The organism is Sphingomonas sp. Leaf230 (assembly GCF_001421745.1).
GTDB lineage: Bacteria > Pseudomonadota > Alphaproteobacteria > Sphingomonadales > Sphingomonadaceae > Sphingomonas.
Genome location: NZ_LMKW01000011.1, coordinates 122,487 through 134,963 on the forward strand (window position 1 = coordinate 122,487; position 12,477 = coordinate 134,963).

At 64.9% G+C, this 12,477-nt stretch carries 12 protein-coding genes and 1 riboswitch; of the genes, 8 read left to right on the forward strand and 4 right to left on the reverse strand.

Annotated elements, in window-relative coordinates; all coding sequences use genetic code 11:
- Positions 1-32 precede the first annotated feature (32 nt).
- The 8 genes from ASE82_RS14800 to ASE82_RS14835 are packed head-to-tail and all read left to right on the forward strand — an operon-like array spanning position 33 to position 7,628.
- Complete coding sequence (locus ASE82_RS14800) at positions 33-506, forward strand: A24 family peptidase (protein WP_056064981.1); 474 nt, start codon at positions 33-35, stop codon at positions 504-506.
- A 49-nt stretch (positions 507-555) separates the two neighbouring features.
- On the forward strand, positions 556-1,599 hold the full coding sequence (gene cpaB / locus ASE82_RS14805; RefSeq protein WP_056064983.1) for a Flp pilus assembly protein CpaB: 1,044 nt from the start codon (positions 556-558) through the stop codon (positions 1,597-1,599).
- 1 nt (position 1,600) lies between these two features.
- Complete coding sequence (locus ASE82_RS14810) at positions 1,601-3,199, forward strand: type II and III secretion system protein family protein (RefSeq protein ID WP_056064985.1); 1,599 nt, start codon at positions 1,601-1,603, stop codon at positions 3,197-3,199.
- A gap of 47 nt (positions 3,200-3,246) precedes the next feature.
- Complete coding sequence (locus tag ASE82_RS14815) at positions 3,247-3,879, forward strand: CpaD family pilus assembly protein (protein ID WP_056064987.1); 633 nt, start codon at positions 3,247-3,249, stop codon at positions 3,877-3,879.
- The gene (locus ASE82_RS14820) at positions 3,879-5,168 is read left to right on the forward strand and encodes an AAA family ATPase (protein WP_056064990.1); all 1,290 of its coding nucleotides are present in this window, start codon (positions 3,879-3,881) and stop codon (positions 5,166-5,168) included. Before ASE82_RS14815 ends, ASE82_RS14820 begins: the two co-directional genes overlap by 1 nt.
- Positions 5,169-5,214: 46 nt before the next feature.
- Positions 5,215-6,180, forward strand: a complete 966-nt coding sequence (locus ASE82_RS14825) for a type II secretion system F family protein (protein ID WP_056065440.1) — start codon at positions 5,215-5,217, stop codon at positions 6,178-6,180.
- A gap of 10 nt (positions 6,181-6,190) precedes the next feature.
- Positions 6,191-7,183 carry a type II secretion system F family protein gene (locus ASE82_RS14830; protein ID WP_056064991.1) on the forward strand — a complete coding sequence of 331 codons (993 nt, stop codon included), beginning with the start codon at positions 6,191-6,193 and terminating at the stop codon, positions 7,181-7,183.
- Between the two features lie 52 nt (positions 7,184-7,235).
- Positions 7,236-7,628, forward strand: coding sequence for a hypothetical protein (locus ASE82_RS14835; protein ID WP_056064994.1), 393 nt, complete (start codon positions 7,236-7,238; stop codon positions 7,626-7,628).
- A 48-nt stretch (positions 7,629-7,676) separates the two neighbouring features.
- Here the strand turns inward: ASE82_RS14835 and ASE82_RS14840 are convergent, their stop codons facing one another.
- The 4 genes from ASE82_RS14840 to ASE82_RS14855 are packed head-to-tail and all read right to left on the reverse strand — an operon-like array spanning position 7,677 to position 12,056.
- Complete coding sequence (locus ASE82_RS14840; RefSeq protein WP_235524754.1) at positions 7,677-8,030, reverse strand: hypothetical protein; 354 nt, start codon at positions 8,028-8,030, stop codon at positions 7,677-7,679.
- Positions 8,031-8,057: 27 nt separating this feature from the next.
- Complete coding sequence (pnuC, locus tag ASE82_RS14845) at positions 8,058-8,615, reverse strand: nicotinamide riboside transporter PnuC (protein WP_056064998.1); 558 nt, start codon at positions 8,613-8,615, stop codon at positions 8,058-8,060.
- The gene (locus ASE82_RS14850; protein WP_056065000.1) at positions 8,612-9,745 is read right to left on the reverse strand and encodes a phosphotransferase enzyme family protein; all 1,134 of its coding nucleotides are present in this window, start codon (positions 9,743-9,745) and stop codon (positions 8,612-8,614) included. The genes pnuC and ASE82_RS14850 overlap by 4 nt, the downstream gene beginning before the upstream one ends.
- A gap of 1 nt (position 9,746) precedes the next feature.
- The gene (locus tag ASE82_RS14855) at positions 9,747-12,056 is read right to left on the reverse strand and encodes a TonB-dependent receptor (protein WP_443025113.1); all 2,310 of its coding nucleotides are present in this window, start codon (positions 12,054-12,056) and stop codon (positions 9,747-9,749) included.
- Positions 12,057-12,109: 53 nt separating this feature from the next.
- Positions 12,110-12,219, reverse strand: a riboswitch (TPP riboswitch).
- Positions 12,220-12,477: the final 258 nt, after the last annotated feature.

Genomic DNA, 12,477 nt, shown 5'->3' on the forward strand with positions numbered 1-12,477 from the left:
TTTCGAAAGCCATGTCCGTTAGGGACTAGCCGATGGGATGGAACATTGCTCTTCCAATTTTGATTCTGGTGCTCGGTGGCCTGCTGGTCTCGGCGGGTATCCAGGATGCGCGAACGCGGGAAATCGCGAACTGGAAGACCGCGGGGGTCGCTCTGCTGGCGCCGCTGTGGTGGTATGCGAACGGACTCGATCCGTGGCCCGACATGGCGTTGCAGATCGGCGTCGCGCTCATCGTCTTCGCTCTGTTCCTGCTCGCCTTCCACTTCGGCATGATGGGCGGCGGTGACGTTAAGCTGATCGTCGCGCTCTCGCTGTGGCTGCCGTTCCCGGCGTTCCTGTCGATGCTGATGGTGATGTCGATCGTCGGCGGCCTCGTCACGCTCGTGATGATGATCGAGCATCGTGCCAAGAAGAACGCCGGTCAGATCGAGGTCCCCTACGGCGTCGCAATAGCAATCGCCGGCCTTCTCGCGCTGCGCGAACCACTCCTTAACCAGTTTCAGTGATGATTAACGTCGAAATACATTCGCGGCGCCTGAAAGGCACGATCTAGTCATGGATACACGCAAGATCATTTTGCTGGTCGGCGCGCTTATAGTCGCAGCCGTCACGGCCTTCTTCGCCCGAACGCTGATCGCCGGCAGTTCGGCGCCGCAAGCTGGCGCCACCGCCATCGCCGCGCCGATCATCGACGGCCCCGAAGTTCTGGTCGCAACCCGCTCGCTCCCGGTCGGCACGATCCTCGACGCCACGGCGCTGAAGTTCCAGCCCTGGCCTAAGGAGCTGGTCGACAACGCCTATTACCTCCGCGACAAGACCGACCTGAAATCGCTCCAGGGCACGGTGGTGCGCAGCATCATCACCGCCGGGCAGCCGGTGACGCAGGGTGCCCTCGTGAAGCCCGGCGATCGCGGGTTCCTCGCCGCGGCACTCGGGCCCGGCATGCGCGCGGTCACCGTCCCCGTCTCGGCACAGGCCGCCGTCGCCGGGTTCGTGTTCCCGGGCGACCGGATCGATCTCGTCCTTACACAGGAGGTCAAGGGCGGTGGCGACGGAGAGCCGCTCAAGGTGTCGGAGACGATCCTGCGCAACATCCGCGTGCTCGCGACCGATCAGCGTACCGACAATCTGGTGGGATCCGACGGCAAGACCGAGGTCAAGACCTTCTCCAACGTGACGATCGAGGCGACGCCGAAGATCGCGGAGCAGGTTGCGCTCGCACAGACGCTCGGCTCGCTGTCATTGTCGCTGCGGTCGATCGCCGACAATTCCGCCGAGCTGGAGGAAGCGATCGCGTCGGGCGCCGTTAGCGTGCCCAACGGCACCGACCCGAAAGCCGAGAAGGCGATGTTGGTGCGGGTCGCCAGCCAGCCCATCTCCGGCGCATCCAGCTATCAGACCGGCGCCGACGTCTCGCGCTATCGGCGCAGCACGGTGCCCGGCCGGCCACCGGAAGGCGGCGGACCAAATGGTGGACCGATGCAGGTCATGAACAGTCCACAGCCGAGCGGCGGCGGCACCGTCGTGACGCAAGGCCCGGCAGTACGGGTCGCCCGCGGCAACGCAGTGACCTTCGTTCCGGTCGGGGGGAAGAATTAAGATGCGTATCTCCATGACGCGCCGCCTGCCCCATATCGGCTGGCCGCTCGCAATCGCGCTGGTGGCTGCGACCGCAGCTCCTTCCGCCCCTGCACTCGCCCAGCGGGCTCAGGCTCGTACGCACGCCGCCCCCTCGGGACTGCCCGTCGTCCAGGTCAACACCGGTCGCGGACGTCTCGTCACGCTGGCGCGGCCGATGAGCGACCTGTTCGTCGCCGACGACACCATCGCCGACGTTCAGGTCCGCTCGCCGACTCAGCTCTACGTGTTCGGCAAGAAGACCGGCGAGACGACGATCTCGGCAACCGCGAAGGGCGGCGGCGTCGTCTACGCCTCGACCATCCGCGTCGGCAACAACCTCGATTCGGTGCAGCAGATGCTCGGGCTCGCAATGCCCGAAGCACAGGTCGTCGCGACGCCGATGAACGGGTTGATCCTGCTCACGGGTACGGTCGCCGCACCCGAGGATGCCGCCGAAGCCGAGCGGCTGGTGCAGGCGTTCGTCGGTGATTCGACAAAGGTCCTGTCGCGACTGAAGACCGCAACGCCTTTGCAGGTGAATCTGCAAGTGCGGATTGCCGAAGTCTCTCGGAGTTTCATCAAGAACATCGGGGTGAACATACAAAGCCGCGACGGCACGGGCGGCTTCAAATTTGGCGTTGCCCAAGGCCGCGGCGCCAGCACACAATTCCTTCCGGGCGGCACGCTGTCGACAGGCTTTACTGCCCCCACTCAAAGCGGTGTCACGCAATCGACGCTAGGCTCTACCTTCGGCCTTGCCGGCAAGCTGCTCGGGCTCGACCTCATCGGCGCGATCGACTTGGGTGAGACAATCGGTCAGGTGACGACGCTCGCCAACCCGAACCTGACTGCGCTGTCGGGCGAGACGGGCACGTTCCTCGCCGGTGGCGAAATCCCGATCCCGCTGGCACAGGCGCTCGGCACGATCTCGGTCGAGTATAAGCAATACGGCATCAGCCTCGCCTACACGCCGACGGTCTTGTCGGATGGTCGAATCTCGCTTCGGGTACGTCCGGAGGTTTCGCAGCTCGATTATGCCAACGCGATCACGCTCAGTAGTACGCGCGTGCCCGGCATCACGACGCGTCGTACCGAGACGACGGTCGAACTCGGCTCGGGCCAGAGCATGATGATCAGCGGACTGCTATCGAACAACAACAACAACAGCTACGACAAGACGCCGGGCCTTTCGAACCTGCCGATCATCGGCGCGCTGTTCCGCTCGAACGCGTTCCAGCGCAACGAGACGGAACTCGTGATCGTCATCACGCCGTATCTGGTGAAGCCGGTCAACAACGCCAGCGACATCGCGCTGCCGACCGATGGCGCGCGCGCACCGACCGATATCGACCGCGTGCTGCTGGGAACGCTCAGCGCCACCGGCGGCGGCAAGCGGCCTGTGCCGACGATCGCGCGGCCTTCCTATGTTCCACCGGCGATCGGTGCCGCCGCCCCGGTCATGCCGATGCCGCGTAGCGACGTTCGCCGCAGCGAGGACGATATCGCCGCGCGCCCTGCCAACGGGAATGGCGCCAAGACCAAGAAGGGCGCCGTGCCGGCGCCAGGTTTCTCGAATTGAGCCGGCCCCTGCCCCGCCGATCGCGAACACCGCATCAAGGATTTCCGATGATCACCAAGTCGATCCTGTTAGCGTCCCTCGTCCCCGCGCTGCTGCTCGGCGGATGCATGGGTACCGAGAATCGCGGTCTTGAATCGATCCACCAACCGGTCGTCAGCCGCTCCGACTATGCGCTCGATCTCGGCGTGTCGGGCGGTGCACTGGCGCCGGGCGAACAGCAACGGCTTGCCGGCTGGATGAACGCGATGCGACTCGGCTATGGCGACCGCGTAGCCATCGACGATCCCGCGGGCGAAGGCCCTGCCGCGCACGGCGACGTCGCCGCGGTGGTCGCGAGCTATGGCCTGTTGCTCAGCGACGACGCGCCGGTCACCCCGGCTTCGGTCACGCCGGGATCGATCCGGGTGGTCGTCAGCCGGATGCGCGCGCAGGTGCCGCACTGCCCGGACTGGTCGCGCAACGCGACCAACGAGTTCGAATCCAACACGTCGTCCAACTTCGGTTGCGCGATCAACAGCAACCTCGCGGCGATGATCGCCAACCCGGCCGACCTAGTGCGCGGCAAGGAAGGGGCGGAGACCACCGATACCGCCGCCTCGTACAAGGCGATCGACACGTACCGCAAGAAAGCGCCGACCGGTGCCGGTTCGCTCGCCGCAGCTACGCCGGGAGGCAAGTGATGAACGCTCCGTGGAAGCCCGCTGGCGCCGCCAGTCGCGATCCCTTCACCGCCTATGTCTGCGACGAGACGACCGCGGCGGCATTGCGCCCGATCGCGACCGAACTCGGCTGGTCGGTCGACAAGATCTACAAGGGCGGACTGCGCAACGCGATCCAGTCGCTGTCGGTTGCCGCATCCCCGCAAATCCTGTTCGTCGATCTCGCCGAGTCGGGCGATCCGCTAAACGACATCCACGCGCTTGCCGAAGTCTGCGAGCCCGGCACCGTGGTGATCGCCGCTGGCCAGGTGAACGACGTTCGCCTGTACCGTGACCTCGTCGCGAGCGGTATCCAGGATTACCTCCTGAAGCCGCTCCATCCCGACATGCTGCGCGAGGCGTTCGTTCATGCGCAGATGATGCTCAATGCACCGAAGCCCGTCGACCTATCGCCGGAGCGTCCGCATTGCTCGGTCGGCGTGATCGGCACGCGTGGCGGCGTCGGCGCATCGACGATCGCGACCTCGATCGCATGGCTGCTCGCCGACAAGGAGAAGCGCTCGACCGCACTGCTAGATCTTGACGTCCATTTCGGCACGGGTGCGCTCAGCCTCGACCTCGAGCCCGGCCGCGGCCTCACCGATGCGATCGAGAACCCGAGCCGCATCGACGGGCTGTTCATCGAACGCGCGATGGTCAAGGCGACGGAGAACCTGTCGGTGCTCAGCGCGGAGGCCCCGATCAGCTCGCCGGTGGTCACCGACGGCTCCGCCTTCTACCAGTTGCAGGAGGAGATGCGCGCGGCTTTCGAATGCACCGTCGTCGATCTGCCGCGCGCAATGATGATCCAGCACCCGCATCTGATCAGCGACGTGAAGCTCGCGGTGATCGTCACCGACCTGACGCTGGCGGCCGCGCGCGACACGATCCGTATCCTGTCGTGGTTGAAGACGAATGCGCCGCAGATCGAGCTGTTCGTCGTCGCCAACCGCGTGCACACCGGCGGTCAGCTCGAGATCAGCCGCAAGGATTTCGAGGGCTCCATCGAGCGCAAGATCGACTACCTCGTGTCGTTCGACCAGAAGCTCGCGGCGCAGTCGGCCAAGCTCGGCAAGCCGATCGTCGAGGTCGGCAAGGCTAGCAAGACGATCACGCCGATCGTCGCGCTCGCCAGCGCGCTCGCCGCCGCGGTCGCGGACTGCGGCCTCGACGGTGCGAAGGCATCAAGGGGTCGGTCGTTGATGGGCAAGTTCGGCGAACTCCGCGGGCTCATGACCAAGCGCACGCTGAAGCCGGCAAAAGCGAAATGACCGCGCATGGTCACGCCCAGATGACGAGCGCCGAACAATGACCGGCATGGCGCCGTTGCTGCTCGTGATGATCGGCGCGAGCATCGTGCTGGGGATGATCGTGTTCGCGTTCGCCGGGCCATCGCCGGGCCGCGCGAAATCGCGTCGGCTCGTGGCGTTACGCGAACGCCACGGCGACGAGATCACCGTGGCGGACGCGCACATGCGGCGCATTTCGCATGCCCGCGACACTAAGATGGACCTGGCGTTCGGTCGCATCCTGCCCAACCCGGTGCAGCTCGCAAAGCGGCTCGCGATGACGGGCAAAGACTGGACCGTCGGCCAATACGGCATGGCGACCGCGGGGATCGCCTTGGTCGTCGCCGCACTCATGCTGTTCAAGGGCATGCCGATCCTGCTCGCATTGCTGTTCGGCCTGTTCGTCGGCATCGGCCTGCCGCATCTGGTCGTCGGCAAGACGATCAAGCGGCGTGTCACCAAGTTCACCGCGAAGTTTCCGGATGCGATCGAACTGCTCGTCCGGGGCTTGCGCTCCGGCCTGCCGATCAGCGAGACGATCGGCGTCGTCGGCCAGGAACTCGACGGCCCGGTCGGTGAGGAATTCCGCTCGGTCAGCGACAAGATGAAGATCGGGCGGACGATGGACGCCGCCCTTCAGGAAACCGCGGACCGGCTCGGCACGCCCGAATTCCAGTTCTTCGTCATCACCATCGCGATCCAGCGGGAGACCGGCGGCAACCTTGCGGAGACGCTGGCGAACCTCGCCAACGTGCTGCGCATGCGCGGCCAGATGAAGCTGAAGATCAAGGCGATGTCGTCGGAATCGAAGGCGTCGGCGTACATCATCGGCGCGCTGCCGTTCATCGTGTTCGGGCTGATCTGGTTCATCAATGGCACCTACATGCAGCGGTTCTTCGTCGACGAGCGGCTGATAATGATCGGCATGGGGGGCATGACGTGGATGGCGATCGGCGCCTTCATCATGGCCAAGATGATCAACTTCGAGATCTGAGGGACTGACGATGGGCGAGACCGCCGGACCTACCCTGCTCGGGGTCGACGTACTCTGGGTCGCGACGATCCTGTCGGGCGTCGCCGCGTTCGCCGTGATGATCGCGATCTATGCGGTGACGACCGTACACGATCCGATGTCGAAGCGCGTCAAGGCGCTGAACGACCGGCGCGAACAGTTGAAGGCCGGCATCACCGCCTCGACCAAGCGCCGCGCCAAACTGGTCACGCGCAACGACACCGCGGACCGGATGCGCGGCATCCTGTCGTCGATGAAGGTGCTGCAGGACAGCCAGGTCAAGGCGGTCCAGGTCAAGCTGATGCAGGCCGGCATCCGTTCGAAGGAATGGGCGCCCGCGGTAATCTTCGGGCGGCTCGTGCTGCCGATCGTGATCGGCGGGGCGATGCTCTACTGGGTCTATGGCACCGACGGTTTCGCGACCTGGGGTCCGCTCAAGAAATACGGGCTCGTCGCGATGAGCTTCATCCTGAGCTACAAGGCGCCGGACCTGTATCTCGACAACAAGATCAAGAAGCGCTCGGATGCGATCCGCAAGGGCCTTCCCGATGCGCTCGACCTGCTCGTGATCTGCGCCGAGGCCGGCCTGACCGTCGATGCCGCGTTCCACCGCGTCGCGCGCGAACTCGGCCGTGCTTATCCCGAGCTGGGCGAGGAATTCACCCTTACCGCGATTGAGCTGGGCTTCCTGACCGACCGCCGCAGCGCATTCGAGAACTTCGCGTTGCGCGTGAAGCTCGACGCGGTGAAGGGCGTCGTGACGACGATGATCCAGACCGAGAAATACGGCACACCGCTTGCCTCTGCACTGCGTGTATTGTCGGGCGAATTCCGCAACGAACGCATGATGCGCGCCGAGGAAAAGGCCGCACGTCTGCCCGCGATCATGACCGTGCCGCTGATCCTGTTCATCCTGCCGGTGCTGTTCGTCGTCATCCTCGGGCCAGCCGCCTGCTCGATCTCCGACGCGCTGCTGAAGGGGTAAGCAACCCCAACGCCAACGGATCGTTGAGCCCCCGTAACAGGAGGGTTTTTCGATGCCGTTGTTTTCCACGCCTACGCAATTCGCCGCGCTCGCACTGATCTTCGTCGCCGGCTGGCTTTTCGGATTGGCGAGCCATCCCGGCGGCAAGAAGTGGAAGGCGCGCTATCACGCCGAGCGAGATGCCCATGCGGTCGCCAAGAAGGATGCCGACATCCGCGCCGCCGCCGCCGAAAAGCGCGCGGTCGAGGCCGAGCATGAGCATGCGCGGCTGGTAAAGGCTACGCCGGTAGCGCCGGTCGCCCCCGTGACGACGACCCGTGCGCCGGTCGAGGATCGCTCGATCTTCGTGTCGCCTGACACGCGTCCCGTAGCCGCGTCGTCGGCGCGCCCGGCCTACAATAATGATGGCACCAAGCGCGGCTGGTTCGACTTCGACCGTCGCTAATATCTTAAGGCGGCCCGCTCTCCATCGAGCGGGCCGCCTTATCGAAGCCTATTGGTAATGTGCGACGTTCTCGAACCCGGTGTTCGTCTTCGCCATTTTAACCAGCTTTCTAGCGTAGGACCGCACGTGCCGGTCGAAGCGCGTATCGTTGTAGACGCCGCGCCAGATATACTCGTTGCGCTCCAACAGCGCAGCAAGCGCGGCGGCAAACGCGGCTTGGCTGTCCGCTACGCCCCTCCGGCTCATCAGCGCACAGACCATTTCCTCGGCTGATGCCTTGTCGCAGTCATCCTGCAATTCACGGCCGCCACGCTCGGCCACAACCTGCTCGGAGCGTGCGGCAATCGCCCGTGCGTCCAGCCATTTGCGGACCGCGTCGCCGTCCCAGTCCTTTTTGTCCACCAACGCCCAATCTCCGTTTCGCGCACACTAGCCGGTGGAGCGCGCCTGCCAGCGCCGATATCCGATCACGGCCAGCACGACCATCGCCGCGTACAGGCCGGCCGTGAGCATGAGCCCCTTGTAGGCGAACATCTCGATATACAGGACGTCCACCGCGATCCATAGCAGCCAGTTCGCCGAATGACGTCGCGCGACCCAATATTGCGCGACCAGACTGAAGCTGCTGAGCGTCGCGTCGGCCCATGGCAATGCCGCGTCGGTGTAACGGCTCATGAACCAGCCGATCACGAACGCCCCTACCGCGCCCGCGCCGAGACTGGCGAGCGCACGCGATGGCCGCAAAGGCTCCACGACGACATCGCCTTTATCGTCCTTGCCGCGCGCCCATGCCAGCCAGCCATAGACGATCGCGATCGCAAACAGCGCCTGGAGCACCATGTCCGCATAGAGCCGTACGTCGAGGAACAGCTTGAAGTAGAGCGCACAGGCGACGAAATTGATTGGCCAGCACAGCATGTTGCGCTTGGCGGTCAGCCATATCCCGGCAAAACTCACGACGACCGCAACGATCTCTAGCGGCGTCATGACAGCGCGATCCGACGCAGAAAGTCCTGGCCCGGAGGCGAAAAGAACCACGCCGCATGGTCGATCAGATAATCATCCCAGGCCATGACGGCGGACGCGGTGTCCGCCACGACGGCGGTGAAGTAATCGGCCTCCGACAGCGCGAATTCGACATGGACCAGCGGCAACAGCGACACGACCGCGGCGATCTTCTCATCGCTCAGCGGTAGGACTTCGGCATAGCCCGCCATCAGCGCCAGCGCCGTCTCGGGATCGGCGATCGCATCGTCAGCCCCCTGCCCCAGATCCAGCCAGCGCACCGCCGTTCGCTCGATCGCCGTCGCGATGTCGTGAACGGCATTGGTGCGATCCGCCAACCCGAAGTCGAACACGGTCCGCACCGCGCCCTCTTGCGTCCAGAGAAGATTAGAGGGATGCCAGTCGTTATGCGTCCACAACGGCGCTTGTTTCGCGAGAAGCGACGAAAGATCGCTATCGGCCTGCTCGAACAGTCGCGCGAGTTGCGCCTGCCACGGCCGGGTGGAAAGGAACGCGGCCAGCGCAGGGCGGGAGGCGACATACGCGTTCGCCGCGGCCACGGGATCGGCGGCAGGGAGTATCGTAAAACTCGAGACCAGAGGGTGTTGGCGTCGTGCTGGCGCCGCGAATCCGCGCGCCGCGACGTGCACTTCCGCTAACGCTACGCCGGCGGCATGGGCGTGGTCGAGCGAAAGGAACGGCGTCCACGACAGCCGATCGCGATACAGATCCTCCCCCGGCGCCTGACGGTGCAACTCGTACGACCAAGGCCCCATCGCAACGGCGCTCGCTCCCCCTGCGGTCGCGATCACTTCGGGCACCGATACGCCCGTGCCAGCGAGATGCGCGATGAACGCGTGTTCCTCTGCCAGCCCTTCGACCGTGCGGACTCGATGATGGTGGCGCTTCAACAGGAACGAGCCGTTCGTCGTGTGCACCAGCGTCGCGGCGGAGAAGGGGCGCGGGGAATGCCAGTGTAGCCCGGTCATCCGCCCCGCCGCCGGAAAATGCGCCAGCACCGCCTCGGCCTCGTCCGCAGCGATGGCGGGCCAAGTCGGCGCCTCCATCGCAGTTCCCATGCCGTGGACGAGGTGCTTCAGCTGCGACGCCACCTCAGAACGCTCGCGAGATCGTCGCCATGACCGCCGCGCCGCTGCCGACATAATAAGCGGGCGGCGCGCCGGCGATGACCGTGCCGCCTCGGCCAATCGTGTCCTGCGCGTTGGTGCTGACCGACTGCACGCCGGCGAGGACGTGCGGATCGGTGACGTTGATCGCGTTGACGCGCAGGTCGGTCCGCTTGCCGTCGAGCCAGTCCGCCAGATGCATGCCGACCGACAGGTCGAGCGTCGCATAGCCCTTGATGCGCTCGTCGTTCATAAAGCTCGCATATTGCCGGCCGATATATTTCGACGCGACGCTGCCGAAGAACCGGCCGTCATCGTAGATCCCGCCTGCGCCGAACTGCACGGTCGGGCTGGACACCGCATGCTTCCCCCTGGTCGGCAGGAAGTCCGCGCCGACCGGCAAGTCGTCGTCGATCCGCGCGCGCAGATATTCGCCGGAAAGATACAGGCTGACCCCGGCGACCGGGCGGTAGTCGATCTCCGCATCGACGCCGTAGGAGGTCTGTCCGCCGGCGTTGATCGTCGCGTTGACCTGTGCGCCGCCCTGGTCGATCACGGTGGCGAGCTGGCGGTTGCGGAATTTGTAGTGGAAGCCGGTCACCGAGGCGGAGAGCTGTTCGCCGACGAAGCGATAGCCGATCTCCTGCGACACCGAATATTCGTTCTTGAGCGCGTTCGTCCCCTGCACGACCACTTCGCCGCCATAATAGCTGTTGTAGAGCGTGAACTCGTTGGGCGTGCGGAAGTTGGTGGTGATGTTGGCGAACAGCTGCTGGCGATCGTCGAGCCGGTAGTGGATCGCGGCACGCGGCAAGGCGGCGAAACTGTCGTTGCGCACCTTGTTCTGCGGCCCGGGCAGGTAATTGCGCCCGTTGCGCAGCACGTTGACGCCCTTGAACCCGGCATCAATCGTCAGCCGCGGCGTCAGCGCGATGCTGTCGGCTAAGAAGAAGCCCTTTGTGACCGTCACGGTGCGCTGGTTCTCATAGGCGAGCAGGCGCCCGTCGGCGGTGCGGATCGCCTCCGCGCGATAGCCCCAGCGATCGAATGGCTGCCCATCGGTGTCGATCGAGGTGTACGACTGCGTGACGCGGTCGGTGCCGTAGTCGAACCAGAGTCCCGCCGTGAGCGTGTGTGTGCCAGCCTTCAAGGTCAGTTTGCTGACGTTGCCGGTCCGCATCTGGTCGCCGGTGTAATTGCCGAGCACGGTCGCGACGCCGTCGACCGCACCGGGCAGCGCGATCGGCTGCGCCAGTTCTTCGGTCCCGAGGAAATTCCCTTCGGTGGTCAGTTGCGTGCCGTAGGGCGAGTTGCCGTAACCGAACTGGAGGTATGTGGTGGTGTCGAGCGCGAGGCGGTCCGTCAGCACCAGATGCACCGGTGCGGAGGCATAGAGATTGCGGAACGGCGCGCGGTACAGGCGCCAGTAGTTGGTGTTCCCCGCGGTGTAGCGCTTGTCGTAGTTGAAGCCGCGACCTTGCGCGGTCCATTCGGCGAGTGTCGGGCTCGGGTAGCTCGACGAGTTCGCGTCGTTGTACGACAGCGCGAGGCTGGCGCGGTTGCCGGCGCCCCACTCGCCCAGGATCTTCGCGTCGATATGCTGGCGCGTGTCGAAACCGGCACCCCGCCAATTGTCCGCGCGGGTGTTCGAATAGGACAGGAACGCCTTCAGCCCAGTATTGCCGATCGTCCCGCTATCGATGCGGAAGAAGCCGCGCCGCGCCGCGTAGCTGCCGAGCGACAGATCGACGAGCGCGCCGGACCGTGCTTTCGGATCGTCGAGTGCGAGCGACAACAGCCCCCCTGCCCCTCCGAGCGTAGGTGAATCAATATCGACCGATCCTTGCGCCAGCGAGATACGCTTCAGATTCTCGGGATCCGCGAACTGCGACGGATAGGCATAATAATAGCCGATGTCGTTCTGCGGCGCGCCTTCCATCAGCACGCCGATCTCGTCCTGGCCAAGCCCCCGCAACGTCAGGCTCGAACTGGTCGACAGGCCGTACGGATCACTCGATGCGACGTTCGCGCCGGGCAGCAGCGTGACGAGCTGGAACGCGTTGAGCGTCGGCGCCTGCTTGACGATGAAGTCGGCGGAAATCGCACTCTGCGCGCGCGGGACCTTCTGGTCGGGCAACAAGCCGGCCGGGTCCTGCTTGCCGACCACGCGGATTTCGGCGGGTTCGACCGGCTCGGACGCTACCTGCGCGCTTGCACAGGACGCGGCAAGGCTCGCCGAGAGGGTCAGCACTACCAGAAGAGCGGGGCGGCCACGCGCTATAAACGGGCGCGTCACAACGAAAAACCAGCAATAAAAAACGTCACGTCCACTCCAATCGGAGGGACGACGGGCCAGCCGCAGACCCTCCCTACGCCGGTATAAGCCGGATCAGGTTCAGCGGGTCATGGGCTGTTGCCCACCTCTCAGCCGCACATCAGCGGCCCCCCGGGGATGCGTTTCGCTTAGGCGGTTGGGCGAGTGGTGGAAAGGGCTATCGCGTTGATCTGGCTGGAGTGCCGCACGCCGTGCGCTGGCGAACTGCATTCCAATCGCAAAGAACGGCGCGCAGCCGCCGGCCTACCCAGAAAACATGCTGTGAAAACAAGGTAGGCCGACCGCCTCGGCAGCTCGATCAACGAGCACCGTCCGGGCCGGCAAGGGAGCGCCAACGCCGCAACGGTATGACAAATACGTTGCAGCGCGGCATTTAGACTCA